A 19,212-nucleotide genomic window follows, 5' to 3' on the forward strand; every position below is an offset into this window, starting at 1 on the left:
AATACCGCCTCCCACCTGCCTCTTCCGCCCTCCTCCCCCACCGGATCAGGCCGTGGCGACCACGCTCCACACCATCAGGGAACCGAGGGTCAGGGAGAACACGACCGACAGGACGAACACCGACACGTGCGGCCAGCGCTCCTTTCCGGCCTCGGTAGGAACCCGGCGGAAGTGCCACACGCCGACGGTGATCCCGGCGGCCACCAAACCCGCGCCCAGCGCCCACAGGATCATCGGGGCCGCCGCCCAGTCTCCCCAGCGCTGACCCGCGGCCGGCCAGGCGGTGGGTCCCAGGGACAGGGACACGGTCCGCAGCCGTTCCAGCAGGCGCCGGGCGATCCGGGTGCGGCGGCGCAGTATGAGGGAGATCAGCAGCATGGGCGGAAACACCACCATCAGGAGAGTCGTCACCGGGTTGGACGCGGTCGCCGGGGCCTGGGATCCGGGCGGGGGCCGGTGGCCTGGTCCGGGGGCGGACGAAAGCCATGCCCCCAGGCTGCCGCGGACGGCATCCCGGCAGAAGTCGCCGCTGTCACCTGTGGACCGTGAGGATTCGGCGGCTTCGGGATGACACGTGTCATCACCGCCTCCGCGCCCCGCGCCGGCGCGCGGACGGGCGGGATCCCCCTCCGGTCCGCACCGACACCGTCAACGGCGGTGGCCGGCGTCGTCCGGACAGGGCGGCACACCTCCTGTCATCGAGCACGGATAAGGTTCCGACCGCGAGGATCCGTTACACCGTGACCACGAAAGGGCAGTGATGTCCTCCCCCGACTCCCGGCTGATCACCAGTATGGCCTCCGCCGTGGCAGCGGCCCCCGACGATCCGGTCCTGCGCCTGCACCTGGGTGAGCTGTTAGTGGACTCCGGGGACTCCCAGACCGCCATCCCCCATCTGGCCACGGCCCTGCAGCAGGACCCCGGCTCGGAACGGGCCCGGGCGCTGATGGCACGTGCCCTGGGCACCGGTCCGCGATCCGCCCCCACCGCCGACCCTGAGGTCTCCGGGGCCCGGCCCGCTCCCGCGACCGCCCCGCCTCCCCCGTCCGCCGAGCGCTCCGGCCGCTCCGGGACTTCCCAGGACGACGGGGCTCCCCTGCGTCCCGACGACTACGAGTTCACCTCCTCCCGCGTCACCCTCGCCGACGTCGCGGGCATGCGGTCCGTCAAGGACCGCCTGGAGGCGGCGTTCCTGGCTCCCATGCGCAACGCCGAGCTGCGCAGGGCCTTCGGCAAGAGCCTGCGCGGCGGCCTGCTGCTGTACGGGCCGCCCGGCTGCGGCAAGACCTTCCTCGCCCGGGGCGTCGCCGGCGAGATGGGCGCGGACTTCCTCACCGTCTCCCTCGCCGACGTCCTGGACCGCTACATCGGCAACAGCGAGCGCAACATCCAGGCGCTGTTCCAGCGTGCCCGCGAGTACAGCCCGTGTGTCGTCTTCCTGGACGAACTCGACGCCATCGGCGGACGCCGCAACAAGGTCGGCCCCTACCTGCGCAACGTCGTCACCCAGCTGCTCACGGAACTGGACTCGGTCGCCGAGGACAACGAGGGCGTGTTCCTCCTGGCCGCCACCAACCACCCCTGGGACGTCGACCCGGCGCTGCGCAGGCCGGGCCGCCTCGACCGCATGCTGTTCGTGCCGCCGCCGGACGGGACCGCCCGTGCCGCCATCCTCACCTCGGGCCTCAGGGACCGCCCCACCGAGGGGCTGAACGTCACCACGCTGGCCCGGCGCACCGAGGGACTGTCCGGGGCCGACCTGTCCCACCTGGGCGAGAGCGCCGCCGAGCGTGCGCTGCTGGACTCCTCCCGGCTGGGCCGGGTCCGCCCCATCGGCATGCCCGACTTCGAGCACGCCCTGGCGGAGGTGCGCGCCTCGACCGGTGACTGGTTCGAGGGCGCCCGCGCCGCCGTGGCCTTCGCCAACAAGGACAACAGCTACCAGGAGCTGGCCGACTACCTGCACGGGCGCGGCGGGTTCTGGCGGTGACGGAGGAGGGCGCGGAGTCGCTGCGGCGGGTCCACATGCTCGTCGGGACCGGCCGGTACGGGCAGGCGCTGGCCGAGATCGACCCCTTCGTCGGGAGGCATCCCGGCCTCTCGGCGGGCTGGCGGCTCAAGGCCTTCTGCCATCTGGCCCTGCACCAGCTCCCGGACTCCTACGAGGCCGCCCGCCAGTGCCTGCGGATCGATCCGGACGACACCGCGGCCCTCAACATGCTGGGGCAGTCCCTGCTGCTGGGCGGGCGCGCCGACGAGGCACTGCGGGTCTTCAACGACCTGGTGGCCAGGAAGCCCGAGGAGGGCGTCGGCCACCTGCTGGCGGCCGAGGCCCTGACCCGCCTCCACCTCTCCATGGGCGTGCACAACCCCCGGTCGCTCAACACCATCCACGAGGCGCTGACACGCGCGGGCACGCTGGACGCGGACAGGGCGTCCGCGCACAGCCAGGCGGGAGACATGTACCGCGAGCTGAACCTGCTCTCCCACGCGGAGGCCGCCTACCGCCGGGCGCTGGAGCTGGAGCCGCAGCACGAGGGCGCGTTGAGGGGCCTGAGCGCCGTCGACGCGCTGCGGGGCAGACTGCGCGGCGCGGCGGCCCACAGCGCGCTGCTGATGTCGCTCAACCCGCGTGCCCGGGGAGCCGCGAGGATCATGTACACGGGTATCGCCAGGACCGGGCTGCGGGTGAACCGGCACTCCGTCCTCGCCGCGCCGTTCGCCCTGTTGACAGGGGCGCTCACGACGTCGGACGACCTCGGCCCGCTCCTGCTCGCGCTCGTGGTGACCCTGAGCGTGACCGCACCGTCCGTGTGGCACGTGGCCAGGATCGTGACCATCCCCGCGAACGTGCGGCGCTACATGCGCGGTTTCGACGGGTTCACCGGCTGGATGACGGGGCTGGTGCTCATGCCCGCCTCCCTCCTCCTCCTGGGACTGGTGCCCGACCCCTGGGGGCTGTACGGGCTCGCCCTGCTCCTGGCCGCCTACCTGTGGCAGCGCCACGGCCGGAACCTGGTGTGGGCGGACCTCCTGGCCCGGGAGGCCGCCAACGAGCGGTCCGCCGCCCGGTGACCCGGGCCCGCCCGGTGGGGCGGCCACCCCGACGCGGACGGCCGCCCCGCCGGTCGGCTCAACCGGCGCCGTGCACGATGCGCTCGGCCATCTCCTCGTTGGGGCGGATCTCACCGGAGAGGATCCGCTCGGCGTAGTGGCAGGCCACGCGGTGGGTGCTGCCCTCCACAGCGCCCTCGACCGGGCGCAGCTCGGGCCGCTCGGTGTCGCACCGCTCCTCCTGCCGCCACGGGCAGCGGGTGTGGAACCGGCACCCCTGCGGCGGATCGGCGGGCGAGGGCAGGTCCCCGGCGAGCAGGATGCGCTCGCGGGTGTCCTCCACCCGCGGGTCCGGGACCGGCACCGCCGACATCAGCGACCGCGTGTACGGGTGCATCGGCGTCTCGTACAGCTCGTCGCCGGAGGCCTCCTCCACCAGCCCACCCAGGTACATCACCCCGACCACGTCGCTGACGTGGCGGACCACCGCCAGGTCGTGCGCGATCACCAGGTAGGTCAGCCCCAGCTCGTCCTGCAGCTCCTCCAGCAGGTTGAGCACCTGGGCCTGGATCGACACGTCCAGCGCCGACACCGGCTCGTCGCAGATGATCAGGTCGGGCTCCAGCACCAGCGCGCGGGCGATGCCGATGCGCTGGCGCTGCCCCCCGGAGAACTCGTGCGGGTAGCGGGTGAGCGCCTTCGCCGACAGGCCCACCCTCTCCAGGGCGCCGACCACGCGCCTGCGCTGGTCCTCCAGCACCAGGGCGCGCCGCTCCCTGCCCGCCGGCGGCCCCTCCCCCTCGGCGGGTCCGCCGATCCCGTGGGTCTGCAGTCCCTCCAGGAGGATGGAGCCGATGTTCTGCCGGGGGTTGAGGCTGCCCAGCGGGTCCTGGAACACCATCTGCAGGTGCTTGCGCTCGCGGCGCATCGACTCGTTGTCCAGCCCGGCCAGGTCCCGGCCGTCGAAGGACACCTCGCCCTCCGTGATGTCCACCAGCCGCAGCACGGCCCGGCCCAGGGTGGTCTTGCCGCACCCGGACTCTCCGACCAAACCGTAGGTCTGGCCCCTCCGGACCTCCAGGCTCACGCCGTCGACCGCGCGCACGTGGCCGATGGTGCGGTCGAAGAGCACCCCCCGCCGGATGGGGAAGTGCACCTTGAGGTCGTTGATCCGCAGCAGGCTCATCCCTGCGCCTCCTCGTCTTCGCCGGCCGCGGCCGGATTCTCCGGCGCGGACCGGTCCGCCGTGTCCGCGCGGCGGAGGGGGTTCACGCACCGGTGCACGTGTGCGGTGGCGGGGTTCCCCCCGGAACCGCCGTCCGGCCCGCGGGCGTCCGCCCCGGCGGCGGTGCCCGCCGCCACCAGCGCGGGCGGTCCCTGCAGGCACTCCATCGTGTAGTGGTCGCAGCGGGGCGCGAACGCGCACCCCTGCGACCAGGCGATGTTGTCGTTGATCGACCCCCGGATGGGGGTGAGCGGTTCGCCGCGCGGGGCGTCCAGCCGGGGGATGGAGCCCAGCAGGCCGACCGTGTAGGGGTGGGTGGGGCCGGAGAACAGCGGCGCGCGCGGCGCCTTCTCCACCGCCCGGCCCGCGTACAGGACGTTGATGTCGTCGCACAGCCCGGCGACCACGCCCAGGTCGTGGGTGATCATCAGCAGGGCGGTGCCCTCCTCGGTGACCAGGTCCCTGAGCAGCTCCAGGATCTGCGCCTGGATGGTGACGTCCAGGGCGGTGGTGGGCTCGTCGGCGATCATCACCTTGGGACGGCAGGCCACCGCCATGGCGATGAGCGCGCGCTGGCGCATGCCGCCCGACAGCTGGTGCGGGTACTCGCGCAGCCGCCGGTCGGGGTCGGGGATGCCCACCCGGTTCAGCAGCTCCGCGGCCTCCTTGCCGGCGGCCGGTCCGCGCATGCCCCGGTGCCTCCGAAGGATCTCGGTGACCTGGCGGCCGATGGGCACCACGGGGTTGAGGGAGCTGAGCGGATCCTGGAAGATCATCGCCATCTGCGAGCCGCGCAGGTCGCGCATGCGCCTCTGTGACAGCTTCAGCAGGTCGGCCCTGCCCTCGGGCAGCCGCATGACGGCGCTGCCGCCGACCTCCACCCCCCGGTCGGGGAGCAGGCCCATGAGGGCGAGCGAGGTGACGCTCTTGCCGCAGCCGGACTCGCCGACCAGGCCGGTCACCCGCCCCTCCTCCAGGGTGAAGGACACCCCGTCCACGGCCCGCACCTCGTCGGAGCCGCGTCCGCGGAACACCACGGACAGCTCGTCCACCGCCAGAAGCGGCGTGCTGGAACTCATGGTCACTTCCTCAGCTTGGGGTCGAGCGCTTCCCGCATCGCCTCACCCAGCAGGGTGAAGCCCAGGGCGGTGACGATGATGGCCAGCGCCGGGTACACGGCCAGCTGCGGTGCGCTGGACAGGAACCGCTGGGCGTCGGCGAGCATCGTCCCCCACTCGGGGAAGGCCGGGTCCGGGTTGCCCAGACCCAGGTAGGACAGGGCCGCCGCGTCGATGATGGCGGTGGCCAGGGTGAGCGTGGACTGCACGATCACCGGGCCGAGCGAGTTGGGCAGGATGTGCACGAGCGCGATCCTGTGCTTGCGCACGCCCAGCGCGCGGGCGGCCAGCACGTAGTCGCGGCTGCCCTGGGAGAGCATCGCGCCGCGCAGCAGGCGGGCGAAGATGGGGACCTGGGCGACACCGACCGCGATCATGACCGTGGTGAGGCTGGAGCCGACGAGGGCGGCGATGGTGACCGCGAGCAGCAGGGTGGGCAGCGCCAGCATCATGTCGATGACGCGCATGACGAGGTTGTCGACCTGGCGCCCCCACCGTCCGCCCAGGACCGACGCCGCGCCCGCCGCGCCGCCGAGCAGCGCGCCGACGCCGAAGCCGACCAGGGTGGCGACCACGCCGACCAGGAGGGTCTGCCGGGCTCCGATCACCATGCGGGAGAACTGGTCGCGGCCGAGGTTGTCCAGGCCGAGCCAGTTCTCGGCGCGCGGGCCGACGAACACGTTGCGGTTGGGGAAGACCTCCGCGCCCCAGGCCTGGGACGTGGGGCTGTAGGGGGCGATGAGCGGGGAGAACAGCGCCACGACCAGGAACACCACGACGATGACGGCCCCGGTGATGGCCATGGGGCTGCGGCGCATGCGGGCGAACGCGGTGCGCCAGACCCCGGCGCCGTGGTCGCCCTCCTCGCGGTGGCCCATGAGTTCGGCCAGCCGGTCGATCCTGGCCGCCTTGCGCCCCAGGAGGGGCGCGTGCCCGTCCGGGGCGTCCGCCGGGGTCTCCGGGGCGCTCTCGGGTCCGGACCGGTTCTGGGAGCTCGGTGTCGTTGGCATCACTGGGCCCGCACTCTCGGGTCGAGGAGGCTGTAGGAGATGTCCACCAGGAGGTTGATGAGCACGTACATGGTGGCGATGAGCAGGATGAATCCGGTGAGCACGGGGTAGTCGCGCCCCTGCGTGGCGGCGTAGACGAACGAGCCGATGCCGGGGAAGGCGAAGACGCTCTCGGTGAGCACCGCCCCGGCGAACAGGCTTCCGGTGAGCAGGCCGACGGCGGTCACCACGGGGAGCATGGCGTTGCGCATCACGTGGCGGGTGCGCACGGTGTTGCGGTGCAGGCCCTTGGCGTTGGCGGTGCGCACGTAGTCCTCGCCGAGCACCTCCAGGACGCTGGCTCGGGTCATGCGGACGATCACGGCGAGCGGGATCGAGGCCAGGGCGAGCCCGGGCAGCACCAGGTGGAGCAGGGCGTCCCACACCACGTCGAACTCTCCGGTCCTGAGGCCGTCCAGGACGACGAAGCCGGTGAGGTCGGTGCGGTTCATCCCGGGTGAGAGCCGGAAGGCCGAGGGGAACAGGCCGAGGCGCTCGGCGAAGACCACCTTCAGGATGAAGGCGAGGAAGAACACCGGCGTGCAGATGCCCAGCAGGGAGCCGCCGACGGCGGCGAAGTCCAGTACGGTCCCCCGCCTGCGCGCGGCGAGGTAGCCGAGGGGGACGCCCGCGGCGACCGCGATCAGCATCGCGGTGAAGCCCAGTTCGAACGTGGCCGGGAAACGTGTGAAGAACTCCTCGGTGACCGACCGCCCGGTGTTGAGCGAGGTACCGAGGTCGCCTTGGAGGATACGGCGCAGGAAGGCCAGGTACTGAACCGTGATCGGCTCGTCCAGGCCCAGGGACCGCCGCAGCGCGGCGCGCTGTTCGGCTGTCGCGTCGTCGGGAAGGAGGGCGTACTCCGGGCCGCCCGGCAGCCGCTGCAGCCAGACGAACAGCAGGATCGACAGGCCGCCCAGTGTCGGGATCAGCTGGAGGAGACGCCTGACGATGAATCGCAGCACCTTCGCCGCCTTTCGCCAGTGGTGGGAACGATGGACGCGAAGCGTCCCCGCCGGGGTGGGGCGGGGAGTTCGGGAACTGTGGGGATGCGGGCACTCGGAGGCACGTGCGCCCCGCGTGTGTGTGGCGCGGCCGGTGGACGTGCCGCCGGGGAGGTGACGCGCCCTCCCGGGAGGGCGGTCGGTGTGCCCGCACGCCGTCGGGTCCCGCCGGCTCTCGCGGGATCCCGCCCCGGGGCCGTGCCCCGCGGAGCCCGGTGTCCCGGGCAGTGCGCGGGCCCGACCGGCCGTTGTCGGGGCCGGTCGGGCCCTCCCTCTCCTCCGGGGAGCGGGTCAGGCTACTTCCAGGAGGCCTCGGCGAAGTTCTCCTGGGTCAGCGCGCTGACGTTGGGCGGGTTGACGTTCTCGGCGAAGGCGATGGACGGCGGGGAGCTGGAGATGGGCAGCCCCGGCAGGATGTCCATGATCTGGTTGTTCAGCTCCTGGTAGGCGGCGACGCGCTCCTCGTCGTTCGGGTTGCCGCTCGCCTCCTCCATGGCCGAGAACAGGTCCTCGTCGCGGAAGCCGAACTCGCTGTTGTACCCGGAGAACCAGGTGCCGATGAAGTTGTAGGCGTCGTTGTAGTCGCCGGTCCAGCCGAGCAGGTACAGCGGGCACTCACCGGAGTTGGTCTTGGGGATGTACTCGGTCCACTCGTAGGTGACCGGCTCCACGGTGACGCCGACCGCCTCCAGGTCCGCGGCGACGACGTCGAAGATGTCGCGCGGCGCGGGCATGTAGGGGCGGGTGACGTCGGTCGGGTAGCAGAACTCCAGGGTCAGGTCCTCCTGCCCGGCGTCGGCCAGCATCTCCTGGGCCAGGTCGGGGTCGTACTCGTAGGTCTGCACGTCCGGGGACCAGCCGTCGAGGGTGTCGGGGTGGAACTGCGTCGCGACCTCACCGCCCTCGGGGAGGATCGTGTCGACGATGCGCTGGCGGTCCACCGCGTGCGCGAGGGCCTGGCGCACCTCCAGGTCGGCGAGGGCCTCCTCGGCCTCCTGCTGGTAGGCCATGTACAGGATGTTGAACACGTCGCGGGTGGGCACCTGGAAACCGGCCTCGGTCAGCGGGTCCACGTCGGCGGGCGCGACCAGGTCGTAGCCGTGGATGTCACCGGCCTCCAGCGCCTGGCGACGGGCGGTCTCGTCCGGGATGGCGCGCAGGATCATCGTCTCGAAGCCCGCGGCGTCGCCCCAGTAGTCGTCGAAGCGGTTGAGGGTCACCGCGGCCTGGTCGTGGTCCCACTCCTCGACGGTGAACGGGCCGGTGCCCGCGACCGTCCCGGCCGTCTGGCTGTACTCGGGCAGGGTGTAGTTGCCCTCCTCGCCGGTGATCTCCTGGTCGGCGATGGCCTCCAGGGTGCTGGGGCTCATGATGCCGAACGAGGCGAGGCTGAAGCCGCCCGGGAAGACCGAGGAGTACTCGTCGATCGTGATGACCGCGGTCAGTTCGTCCGGGGCCTCACAGGAGACGAACCGGGGTTCGGAGATGTCCTCGCTCTCGTTCTCCGCGAAACCACCGAAGATCGACTGCCAGTAATAGGAGTTGTTCGAGCTCTGGTAACCGCCCGAGAGGTTGTACCACCGGTCGAAGTTGGCGCAGACCGCCTCGGCGTCGAGTTCGTCGCCGTCGTGGAACAGCACGCCCTCACGCAGTTCGAAGGTCCATTCGGTGCCGTCCTCGGACTGCTCCCACTCCTCGGCCAGGCCGCCGACGATCTCGCTTCCGCCCGACTCGTGCTCCAGGAGGGTCTCGAAGACCTGTCGGCTGTAGCGGAAGGTCTCACCGTCGCTGGTGAGGAAGGGGTCGAGGGTCTTGATGTCACCTGCGGAGGCGAAGACGAACGGCTCCGACTCGTCGGCACCGCCGTCGTCTCGGGTGCTCTCGGCACACGCCGTGGCCACCAGCGTGAGCGCCGCCGCGGTGGCCAGGAGGGCCAGCGGCTTTCGGGAAGACTTCGCGAACATGGTCCACCTCAATGTGGGGGCGTGGGCCCTGGAACGATTGAGTGGACCCTAGACCGCTTCGCGAGCGACTGTGAAGATAGACGGCTGGGTATTAATACAACCGTTTCACATCTGTGCCGCGATCCATAGGCGTATTTTCGATGACGGCGTGTCGAACGGGGCGCCCCTACCACGGAAGCCCATCGGACAACACCCCCGTTGTTCCGTGCGCGGCGCCGCGCACAATGGCACGCACATTATCCGGTCATGGGACGAATCAATGTTCTCGGCACGGTGTCCGTTTCCGGTCCCCGGACTCCGATGTCGTCGGCGGGTCCCGCCCGGCTTATGATCTGCGGATGACCACACCCCTTGACGACGCGGCTCTGACCGCGTTCCTCGAAGGCCAGGAGCCCACCTGGCTGGCCGAACAGCTCATGCTGGTCGCCGACGAGGACCCCATCACCCGGATCCGGCTGGTCGCCGCGGCCGGATCCGAGAGCGCCGTGGACGGAGCGCGTACCGCCGTCCTCACCGGTGTGGCGGACCATGTGCCGCAGGAGGCCGCGGGGAGCTCCGACGACGACGCCCTGCACAGGGTCCTGGACCTGCTGGACGACCTCACCGACTACGGGTTCGAGGACGAGGCGGCCGACATCGCCGACGAGGCGCGCGAGATCTACCTCAGCCACCACGGGGAGGACGGCGGCGAGCACCTGGCACGGCTGCACGTCATCGCCGACGGCGACGGCGACGAGGGGTAGCCGGGCCGGGCCGGGAACGGCGCCGGCCCGGTGCCACAGGTGCTACAGGCCGCACCAGCGGCGGACATCGGTGCTCCACAGCGCTATGTTCACGACGATGGCGGCCGCCGCCACGAGGATCCCGGCCAGCAGCAGCGGCGTGTCCGCCAGCCGCGCGGCCATGTGCAGCGTGGACAGGGCGACGCCCAGAGCGGCCACGGCCCCGACCTGGGCGGCGCGCCACAGGGCGTGGCCGCCGCGGCGCACCGGCACGGCCAGGACCGCCAGGAGGACGCCCACCAGGACGGCGGCGGCCGTCAGGACGCGCAGGTCGTCGACGAAGTCCCCGGGCAGGCCGGAGGCCGTCCGGTCCCAGGACAGATAGGCGAGCAGGCCGTAGGCGGGCATCACGGCGAACATGAGGACACAGGTCTGCCGCACGTCCGGTGGAGGCCGCACACCGGGCCGGCGCACCGCCACGAGGCCCAGCGCGTTGGCCCAGGCCGAACTGAGGAACCTGAGGGCGGTCGCCGCCGCTGTCACCGCCGCGGTCGCCGCGGTCGCCGCCGCGGATGCCGCGGGCCGCGGCGTGGAGGACGCCTCGGAAGAGGCTTCCGGGGACACTTCGGAGGAGGCCTTCGGAAGCCCTTCGGCAGGCGCTTCGGGGGGTGCGGCGGGGGACGAAACGGAATCTTGCATGACGAACAGGGTCGCGTGCCGGGCGTGCCCGTGCAAGGTTCCTGCGAACCCGCGTGCGAATGGTGACCCGACGGTGACGTGCCCGCGGCCGCGCCGGGGCCTCAGTCCCCGGCGTGCGGCGTCCGCGCCGACCGCAGCCGCCGCTCCACGTACTCCAGGGCCTGCCCGGTGAGCGTCCCGGCGTCGTCGCGGATGTCGAACTCCCGGCCCGGCTCGTCGGGTCCGAGCGGTTCGAGGGTCTCGAACTGCGACTCCAGCAGCGCGGGTGGCATGAAGTGGTCCTGGCGTGCGTCGATACGCGCCCAGACCACCTCGAAGCTGCCGTGCATGTGCAGGAAGTGCACCCCGGGAGCGCCCTGGCGCAGGACGTCGCGGTAGCTGTGCTTGAGGGCGGAACACGCCATGGCCGTGGACTCGCCGAGGGCGTCGTGCTCGGCGATCCATCCGGCCAGCTTGCGCAGCCACGGCCAGCGGTCCTGGTCGGTCAGGGGGGTCCCCACCGCCATCCTGTCGATGTTGGCCTGTGGGTGGAAGTCGTCGGCCTCGGCGAAGGGGAGCCCGAGCTGCTTGGCCACACCTTCGGCGACGGTGGTCTTACCGCTGCCCGATACGCCCATGAAGACGAAATGCATGGTTTCTCCGTGTCGTGGTGCCCCTGCGCGGCCGCAAGCGCCACCATTAATAGTGATATCAATCAATCCGGCTAGGCTGCAGCCTGACCCCCGACCGGATGTGGCCGGTTCGGAGGGCTCCGGAGCTTTGAGGAGAACGATGGGCACTGATCACCGCACACTGCACAACCGGGTGCTGGCGGTGCTCGGGCCCGCCATCGCCGCAGACGAGTACGCTACCGGCCACACCTTCACCCTCCAGGGCCTCGAACAGGACTTCGGCGTCTCCCGGACCGTCGCGCGCGAGGCCGTCCGTGTCCTGGAGTCCATGCGGTTGGTGGTCAGCCGTCCCCGCACCGGCATCCGTGTGCGCCCGCGCAGGGACTGGAGCGTCTTCGACCCCCAGCTGATCCGCTGGCGCCTGGCCGGGCCCCGGCGGATGGAGCAGCTGCGCTCGCTCAACGAACTGCGTGCCGCCGTGGAGCCCGGTGCCGCGGCCCTCGCCGCGGAGCGCGGCGGCGCCGAGGAACGGGCCCAGCTGGTGGTGGTCGCCGACCAGATGGTCCGTACCGGCCGCGCCGGTGACCTGGAGACCTTTCTGGATCTGGACATCACCTTTCACCGTCGCATCCTGGAGTTGTCCGACAACGAGATGTTCGTCGGCCTGGCCCAGGTGGTGTCGGAGGTCCTGGTCGGACGCACCTCCTACCACCTGATGCCGCGCAACCCGCGCCCCGAGGCACTGCGGCTGCACAAGGCCGTGGCCCAGGCCATCCGGGACGGCCTCCCCGACGTCGCCGAGGCCGCGATGCGCTCCATCGTCACCGAGGTGGCCGTCGCCCTGGAGGACCCGGACGGCGATCGGAGCGCGCGGCCCGCGCCCTGAGGGGGCGGGCGGCCCACCACCCGCCCCCGTGTGTCACAGCACCAGGCTGAGACCGAACGCGAACCCGAACCCGATGAAGCCGATCAGGGTCTCCATGACGGTCCAGGTCTTGAGTGTGGTCTTGACATCCATACCCAGGAAGCGGCCGACAAGCCAGAACCCGGAGTCGTTGACGTGCGACAGGGCGGTGGCCCCGGAGGCGATCGCGATGACGATCAGCGCCAGGTCGATCGAGGACAGACCGGTGGAGGCCTGCACGGCCGGGGCGATGAGCCCGGCCGCCGTGGTGAGGGCGACGGTCGCCGAGCCCTGGGCGACGCGCAGCGCGAGCGCGATGACGAAGGCCGCCACGATCACCGGCAGGCCGGTGGTCTCCAGGGTGTCGGCGAGGGCGCCACCGATGCCGCTGGCCTGCAGCACGCCGCCGAACATGCCGCCCGCGCCGGTGATGAGGATGATCGCGCAGACCGGGCCGAGCGCACCGCCGACGATCTCCTCGACCCGCTGGCGGGTGAAGCGCCCGCTGCTGAGCACGACCATCGCGAAGAGCACGGTGATGAGCAGCGCGACCGGGGTCTGCCCGACCAGCTGGAGGCTCTCCACCCACAGGACTCCCTCGGGGAGGGTACCGACGGAGACCAGGGTGCTCACGCCGGTGTTGGCGAAGATCAGCAGCATCGGCAGCAGGAGGACGGCCAGGACGGTGCCCAGGCTCGGGGGGTCCTCGTGGTCGACGGTGCCGTCGGACATGATGTCCTCGGGAACCGGGAGCTCCCACTTCCTCCCGGCCCACAGGCCGAACAGGTAGCTGGCCAGGTACCAGGTGGGGATGGCCAGGAGGAGTCCGACGAGCAGGGTCAGGCCCATGTCGGCGCCGATCTCGACGGCGGCGGTGACCGGCCCGGGGTGCGGGGGCACGAAGGCGTGCATGACCGCGAAGGCGCCCGCCGTGGGCAGGGCGTAGGTGAGCACGGACCCGCCGACGCGGCGGGCCACGCTGAAGACGATCGGCAGCATGACGATGAGGCCGGCGTCGAAGAAGATCGGGAAGCCGAAGAGCAGCGAGGCCACCCCCAGCGCCAGGGGCGCCCGCCTCTCGCCGAAGGTCCTGATCAGCACGCCGGCGAGGACGGCGGCGCCCCCGGTGATCTCCAGCAGGCGACCGATCATCACGCCGAGACCCACGAGCAGGGCGACGCTGGCCAGGGTCCCGCCGAAGCCGTCCAGGAGGGTGGGCACCACCCCGGAGACCGGGATGCCGGCCGCGAGCGCGGTCAGGACGCTGACCAGGATGAGCGCGACGAACGCGTGCAGTTTGAAGCGGATGATCAGGAACAGCAGGAGGGCGATGGCGCCCGCAGCGATCCCGAGGAGGGGGCCCGTCCCGTAGACGGGCTCGAAGTTCTCCACGCCGGAGCCTTCCGTCGGTGTGCGGTGGTGCTGGGTCGCGCCGGAGCGCGGGCCCCGCCTGCTCTGGGGGCAGGCTCCGAGAATGGTAATACCATTTGTGAGGTTCTGTGAACACTCGCGCCACACTTCCCCCATGCGATCGGAACGTGGCTCCGGCCATCCCCCCGGGGCGCCCCGGACCATGCGGGGCGGCACGTGGCGCCATCGCGCGGCGCAGTGCCCCCACCAGGCGGAAATGACGCGAAAACGCTCACGTGGACGCCCGAACCCTGCGAAGCTGGCCCCGCAGGAGCAGGGACGCGTCCCGCCCCAGGTGTGAACGGCACCGCGGGCGGGGTCCGCTCGCACTCCAGCATTGACAGCAAACTGTCGATTTGACAGCATGTTGTCATGAGCGCAGACACCAGGAAGATCGTTCACCTCGCCGTCTACGACCAGCTCGCCGACTGGGAGATCGGGCACGCCGTCGCCACCGTCCGCAACGGCGACTGGCAGCGCGCCCCCGGCCGCTACGACGTGGTGACCGTCGGGCTCACCGGTGCCCCCGTCACGACCGCCGGAGGGCTGACCATCCTGCCGGACATCACCCTCCCCCAGCTCAAGCCCTCCTCCAGCGCGATGCTGCTCCTGCCCGGCGCCGACGGCTGGGACACCGACCCCGAGTCCCTCTCCCTCTTCGCCTCGGCCGCGGGGATCTGGCTCGACGCCGGGGTACCGGTCGCCGCCATCTGCGGCGCCACCGCCGGGCTCGCCCGCGAGGGCCTGCTCGACTACCGCGACCACACCAGTGCCGCGCCGGAGTACCTGCTGTCCACCGGCTACGCCGGAACCGGGCGCTACCGCTCCGCCCTCGCGGTCACCGACGACGGGCTCATCACCGCCGGCCCCACCGCTCCCCTGGAGTTCGCCCGTGAGGTCTTCGCGGCCCTGGACCTCTACACCCCCCGCGTCCTCGACGCCTGGTACCGGCTGCACGCCGAACACGACCCGGAGGCCTACCACGTGCTGTTGGAGGGGGCCTGAGCATGACGCAGTCCGAGGAGAGTCACTCCGAACTGCTCACCGGGGCCGCGCTCACCGTCTTCCGCCTCAACGGCCAGTTCCTGTCGGTGGCCGAGGAGCTGGCCCGCACCGCCGGCCTGACGGCCGCGCGCTGGCAGGTGCTCGGTGCGGTGATCGACGAGCCCCTGCCGGTGTCGGCGGTCGCGCGCCGCTTCGGCACCACCCGCCAGAGCGTGCAGCGCATCGCCGACCTGCTGGTGGAGCAGGGACTGGCCGAGTACCGCCCCAACCCCGCGCACAGTCGGGCCAAGCTGCTCGCGCCCACCGAGCGGGGCCTGACCGCCCTGCACCGGATCGACCCCGACCACAGCAGGGTGGCCGAGGCCCTGGTGGCCGAGCTCGGGGAGAAGGACGCCGAGCGCGCGCTGGAGTCGCTGCGCCGGCTCTCACGAGCTCTGGACCGGATCGGAGGCGGGTGAGGCCGGGGCAGTATCGTCGGTGACGTGCCCCGGCCCCGTGATCCCGTCTCCGAGTCCGGCCGGGCACGCGTCCCACGAGGAGGAATCCGCCATGATCGACCTGCGCTCCGACACCGTCACCCGTCCCACCCCGGCCATGCGCAGGGCCATGGCCGAGGCCGAGGTCGGCGACGACGTGTGGGGTGAGGACCCGACCGTGCGGGAGCTGGAGGAGGAGACCGCCGGGCTGCTGGGCAAGGAGGCCGCGCTGTACGTGCCGTCCGGGCACATGGCCAACCAGCTGGGTCTGTACGTGTCCACCCGCGGCGGCGAGGAGGTGTGGGCACACGAACACCACCACCTCATCGGGGACGAGCAGGGCGCCACGGCGGTGCTGGCGCGGGCGCTTCCGCGCCTGTACTCGGACGGGCTCCTCCCGACCGACGAGCTGCTGGAGTCGTGGATCGCCGGCCGGGGCGACATCCACCGGGCCGAGCCCGCGCTGGTGTGGGTGGAGAACACCTTCACCGGCCGGGTGGTGCCGCTGGCCGAGCAGCGGCGCGTGACCGGTTTCGCGCACCGCCACGGGCTCCGCGCGCACCTGGACGGGGCGCGGCTGTGGAACGCGGCCACCGCCCTCGGGGCGGTCCCCTCCGAGGTCGCCGACGGGTTCGACACCGTGTCGGTGTGCTTCTCCAAGGGCCTGGGCGCACCGGTGGGCTCAGCGCTGGCGGGGGACGCCGACACCGTGCGGCGGGCCCGGCGCGGGCGCAAGATGCTCGGTGCGGGGATGCGCCAGGTCGGCATCATCGCCGCCGGGGCCCTGTACGCGCTGCGCCACCACCGGGAGCGGGTGGCGCAGGACCACGAGCGCGCCGCGGAGCTGGCCCGGCTGGTCACCGAGCTGTCCGGGTTGGACGCACGGGCGCGGACCAACATGGTGCTGGTGCGGACACCGGCCGGGCAGGGCGCCCGCTACGCCGAGGCCTTCGCACGCCACGGGGTCGCGGGAATGGGGATCGGCGACGCGGTCCGCCTGGTGGTGCACCTGGAGACCACCGACCGCGAGGTCGGGGAGGCCGCCCGGAGCGTGGCCAAGGCCGCCGTGGAACTGTGAACGCCGCGGCCGCCCCGGTCGGCGCGGCGGCGGTCGGCCGGGACGAGCGCCTGTCGGACACGCCCTAAACTGTGCCGATCGCCCGTGCCGCCGACCGGGACATGCCGCGCGTCACACCGCGTAGTAGCATGAGCGTATGACATTGTCGTACTAGAGAGTGGTAGCACCGCGATGCCGGGAAGAATCCAGTCGATCGAACGCGCCGCGGCCATCCTTCGGATCCTGGCCACCGGCGCCCGGGGGCTGAGCCTGGCGGAGATCTCCCGCTCCCTGGAACTGCCCAAGGGCACCGCCCTCGGTATCCTGCGCACCCTCCAGCACGTCGGCTTCGTCGAACAGGACCCCGAGTCGGGGCGCTACCGCCTGGGCGGGGGCATGCTCAGCCTCGGCACCCGCTACCTGGACGGCAACGAGCTGCGCACACGCGCCCTGAACTGGGCGGACAGCCTGGCCTCGCGTAGCGGCGAGAGCGTGCGGATCGGCACGCTGCACAAGCACCAGGTGCTCGTGGTGCACCACGTGTTCCGCCCGGACGCCTCCCAGCAGACGCTCGACGTGGGCGCCCTCCTGCCGCTGCACGCCACGGCCATCGGCAAGGTGCTCATGGCCTTCGACCCCCTGGCCGCGCCGGAGGAGGACCCGGCCGCCGCCGAGGCGGACGGGGCCACGTTCCTGACCTCCTTCACCCGGCACACCGTCACCTCCCCCGCCGCGCTGGAACGGCAGCTGGACGAGGTACGGGACAACGGCTGGGCCTGGGAGGCCGAGGAACTCGTGGACGGCGAGGTGTCCATCGCCGCGCCCATCCGGGACCGGCGCGGCACCACCGTCGGCGCCATCGGGGTGCGCGGCGCGGTCGAGCGCCTGCGCGAGGAGGGCGGCAAGCCCGACATGGAGCAGGTCTCCTACGTGCGCGACGCCGCCCGGGCCGTCTCCCGCGATCTCGGCTCCACGCCGTACTGAGGCCGGTACGGGCCCGTCCGCCGCGTCGCCCCCGCGCGTCGGCTTCCGCTCGCCGCCCTTCCCTGGCACCGTTCGCCACCCGACGGACGACGTGACGCACGCGACACGATTGGGTCACACCGCCTTGACATGGGAAGGAAAGACGGATGAAACTAACGCCTAACCATACGTCAATGTCGTACAACGTGCGGGTATGACCGGATCCACGTACGTGCGGCCCCGCCCCGTTCCGAGCCCTCCCCATCCTGAAGGCGAGCATCCGATGAGCCAGCAGTACGTCGCCGCGATCGACCAGGGCACCACGTCGAGCCGCTGCATCCTCTTCGACCACGACGGGCGTATCGTCTCGGTCGACCAACGCGAGCACAGGCAGATCTTCCCCAAGCCCGGATGGGTCGAGCACGACGCCGAGGAGATCTGGGCCAACGTCGAGGTGGTCATCCGGGAGTCCCTCGAAAAGAACGACATCACTCCCGACCAGATCGCCGCCGTCGGTATCACCAACCAGCGCGAGACCACCCTGGTCTGGGACCGCGAGACCGGCAAGCCCGTACACAACGCCATCGTCTGGCAGGACACCCGCACCGACGGCCTGGCCCGCGAACTCGGCGGCGAGGCCGGACAGGACCGCTTCCGCGACAGGTGCGGGCTGCCGCTGGCCACCTACTTCTCCGGCCCCAAGCTGCGCTGGCTGCTCGACAACGTCGACGGCCTCAGCGAGCGCGCCGAACGCGGCGAGGTCCTGTTCGGCACCATGGACACCTGGATCATCTGGAAGCTGACCGGCCGCCACGTCACCGACGTGACCAACGCCAGCCGCACCATGCTGATGAACCTGTCCACGCTGCAGTGGGACCCCGAGATCCTGGACGCCATGGGCATCCCCGCGGGCATCCTGCCCGAGATCCGCTCGTCCTCGGAGGTCTACGGCGAGGCCCGCGGCCACCTGGCGGGTACCCCCGTCGCGTCCGCGCTCGGCGACCAGCACGCGGCCCTGTTCGGCCAGACCTGCTTCGACCCCGGCGACGTCAAGGGCACCTACGGCACCGGGACCTTCCTGGTCATGAACACCGGCACCGAGCCGGTGACCTCCGAGAACGGCCTGCTCACCACCCTGGGCTACAAGCTCGGCGACGAGCCGGCCGTGTACGCCCTGGAGGGCTCCATCGCCGTCACCGGCTCCCTGGTGCAGTGGCTGCGCGACAACCTGGGCCTGATCTCCACCGCGCCGGAGATCGAGACGCTCGCCCGCACCGTGGAGGACAACGGCGGCTGCTACATCGTGCCCGCCTTCTCCGGCCTGTTCGCCCCGCACTGGCGCAGCGACGCGCGCGGCGTCATGGCGGGTCTGACCGGCTACGTCAACAAGGGCCACATCGCGCGCGCCGTCCTGGAGGCGACCGCCTGGCAGACCCGCGAGGTCGTCGACGCGATGAACGCCGACGCGCCGACGGAGCCGACCACGCTGAAGGTGGACGGCGGCATGACCGCCGACAACCTGCTCATGCAGATCCTCTCCGACGTGCTCGACACCGAGGTCGTCCGTCCGATGGTCGCCGAGACCACCTGCCTGGGCGCCGCCTACGCCGCCGGACTGGCGGTGGGCTACTGGCCCGACGTGGAGACCCTGCGCGTCAACTGGCACAAGGCCGCCGAGTGGACCCCGAAGATGGACTCCGCCGTCCGCGAGCGCGAGTACCACAACTGGAAGAAGGCCGTGCGCCGCACCCTGGACTGGGTCGAGCACGAGGACGGCGAGTAGCGCGGGGCGCACACCCCACCCACCGAACGACCGGCTCCCAGGGGCCCCGGCTGCCACCTTCGGCCCCTGGGAGCGGTCCGCGGGACGCCGAAAGCGACCCGCTCCATCCCATCCCTGTGTGACGGGTGTGTCTGATTATCCCCTTGTGCACCGCTCCATCGGTCCACA

Annotated in this window: 18 protein-coding genes; 9 read left to right on the forward strand and 9 right to left on the reverse strand. The window is 71.7% G+C overall.

What is annotated here, in order from left to right:
• Positions 1-45: 45 nt before the first annotated feature.
• On the reverse strand, positions 46-378 hold the full coding sequence (locus tag FYX01_RS07455) for a hypothetical protein (RefSeq protein ID WP_150238933.1): 333 nt from the start codon (positions 376-378) through the stop codon (positions 46-48).
• A gap of 382 nt (positions 379-760) precedes the next feature.
• Between FYX01_RS07455 and FYX01_RS07460 the strand changes: the two genes are divergently transcribed.
• Both FYX01_RS07460 and FYX01_RS07465 read left to right on the forward strand, forming a co-directional pair.
• Positions 761-1,990, forward strand: coding sequence for an AAA family ATPase (locus tag FYX01_RS07460; RefSeq protein WP_190394219.1), 1,230 nt, complete (start codon positions 761-763; stop codon positions 1,988-1,990).
• Positions 1,987-3,075 carry a tetratricopeptide repeat protein gene (locus FYX01_RS07465; protein ID WP_150238935.1) on the forward strand — a complete coding sequence of 363 codons (1,089 nt, stop codon included), beginning with the start codon at positions 1,987-1,989 and terminating at the stop codon, positions 3,073-3,075. Before FYX01_RS07460 ends, FYX01_RS07465 begins: the two co-directional genes overlap by 4 nt.
• A gap of 58 nt (positions 3,076-3,133) precedes the next feature.
• Here the strand turns inward: FYX01_RS07465 and FYX01_RS07470 are convergent, their stop codons facing one another.
• From FYX01_RS07470 to FYX01_RS07490, 5 genes are all read right to left on the reverse strand, one after another.
• Positions 3,134-4,240, reverse strand: a complete 1,107-nt coding sequence (locus tag FYX01_RS07470) for an ABC transporter ATP-binding protein (RefSeq protein WP_150238937.1) — start codon at positions 4,238-4,240, stop codon at positions 3,134-3,136.
• Positions 4,237-5,358: an ABC transporter ATP-binding protein gene (locus tag FYX01_RS07475; RefSeq protein ID WP_150238939.1), complete on the reverse strand. Its 1,122-nt coding sequence runs from the start codon at positions 5,356-5,358 to the stop codon at positions 4,237-4,239. The genes FYX01_RS07470 and FYX01_RS07475 overlap by 4 nt, the downstream gene beginning before the upstream one ends.
• 2 nt (positions 5,359-5,360) lie before the next feature.
• Positions 5,361-6,407: an ABC transporter permease gene (locus tag FYX01_RS07480; protein ID WP_150238941.1), complete on the reverse strand. Its 1,047-nt coding sequence runs from the start codon at positions 6,405-6,407 to the stop codon at positions 5,361-5,363.
• Positions 6,407-7,411 carry an ABC transporter permease gene (locus FYX01_RS07485; protein WP_150238943.1) on the reverse strand — a complete coding sequence of 335 codons (1,005 nt, stop codon included), beginning with the start codon at positions 7,409-7,411 and terminating at the stop codon, positions 6,407-6,409. Before FYX01_RS07485 ends, FYX01_RS07480 begins: the two co-directional genes overlap by 1 nt.
• Before the next feature lie 335 nt (positions 7,412-7,746).
• Complete coding sequence (locus FYX01_RS07490; protein ID WP_150238945.1) at positions 7,747-9,414, reverse strand: ABC transporter substrate-binding protein; 1,668 nt, start codon at positions 9,412-9,414, stop codon at positions 7,747-7,749.
• Between the two features lie 338 nt (positions 9,415-9,752).
• Here FYX01_RS07490 and FYX01_RS07495 point away from each other — a divergent pair, with 338 nt between their 5' ends.
• Positions 9,753-10,157, forward strand: coding sequence for a hypothetical protein (locus FYX01_RS07495; RefSeq protein WP_150238947.1), 405 nt, complete (start codon positions 9,753-9,755; stop codon positions 10,155-10,157).
• Positions 10,158-10,199: 42 nt separating this feature from the next.
• Here FYX01_RS07495 and FYX01_RS07500 read toward each other — a convergent pair whose 3' ends face one another.
• A complete protein-coding gene (locus FYX01_RS07500) occupies positions 10,200-10,679 on the reverse strand; it encodes a hypothetical protein (protein WP_223830346.1) in 480 nt (159 codons plus the stop codon).
• Positions 10,680-10,936: 257 nt separating this feature from the next.
• Positions 10,937-11,467, reverse strand: coding sequence for a gluconokinase (locus FYX01_RS07505; RefSeq protein WP_150238949.1), 531 nt, complete (start codon positions 11,465-11,467; stop codon positions 10,937-10,939).
• A 139-nt stretch (positions 11,468-11,606) separates the two neighbouring features.
• On the opposite strand from FYX01_RS07505, the gene FYX01_RS07510 reads away from it, so the two are divergent.
• Complete coding sequence (locus tag FYX01_RS07510) at positions 11,607-12,332, forward strand: FadR/GntR family transcriptional regulator (protein WP_150238951.1); 726 nt, start codon at positions 11,607-11,609, stop codon at positions 12,330-12,332.
• 33 nt (positions 12,333-12,365) lie between these two features.
• Here FYX01_RS07510 and FYX01_RS07515 read toward each other — a convergent pair whose 3' ends face one another.
• Positions 12,366-13,742 carry a GntP family permease gene (locus FYX01_RS07515; RefSeq protein WP_150238953.1) on the reverse strand — a complete coding sequence of 459 codons (1,377 nt, stop codon included), beginning with the start codon at positions 13,740-13,742 and terminating at the stop codon, positions 12,366-12,368.
• 390 nt (positions 13,743-14,132) lie between these two features.
• Here FYX01_RS07515 and FYX01_RS07520 point away from each other — a divergent pair, with 390 nt between their 5' ends.
• The 5 genes from FYX01_RS07520 to glpK all read left to right on the forward strand — a co-directional run bounded on the left by FYX01_RS07520 (position 14,133) and on the right by glpK (position 19,044).
• The gene (locus FYX01_RS07520; protein ID WP_150238956.1) at positions 14,133-14,765 is read left to right on the forward strand and encodes a DJ-1/PfpI family protein; all 633 of its coding nucleotides are present in this window, start codon (positions 14,133-14,135) and stop codon (positions 14,763-14,765) included.
• A gap of 2 nt (positions 14,766-14,767) precedes the next feature.
• A complete protein-coding gene (locus FYX01_RS07525) occupies positions 14,768-15,223 on the forward strand; it encodes a MarR family winged helix-turn-helix transcriptional regulator (protein ID WP_150238957.1) in 456 nt (151 codons plus the stop codon).
• Positions 15,224-15,314: 91 nt separating this feature from the next.
• Positions 15,315-16,319 (forward strand): threonine aldolase family protein, encoded by a 1,005-nt coding sequence (locus FYX01_RS07530; protein ID WP_150238959.1) that lies wholly within the window; start codon positions 15,315-15,317, stop codon positions 16,317-16,319.
• A gap of 171 nt (positions 16,320-16,490) precedes the next feature.
• Positions 16,491-17,282: an IclR family transcriptional regulator gene (locus FYX01_RS07535; protein ID WP_150238962.1), complete on the forward strand. Its 792-nt coding sequence runs from the start codon at positions 16,491-16,493 to the stop codon at positions 17,280-17,282.
• Between the two features lie 262 nt (positions 17,283-17,544).
• Positions 17,545-19,044, forward strand: coding sequence for a glycerol kinase GlpK (gene glpK / locus FYX01_RS07540; protein ID WP_150238964.1), 1,500 nt, complete (start codon positions 17,545-17,547; stop codon positions 19,042-19,044).
• The last annotated feature ends 168 nt before the right edge of the window (positions 19,045-19,212 follow it).

This window comes from Nocardiopsis quinghaiensis (assembly GCF_008638365.1).
GTDB classification, from domain to species: Bacteria; Actinomycetota; Actinomycetes; order Streptosporangiales; family Streptosporangiaceae; genus Nocardiopsis; species Nocardiopsis quinghaiensis.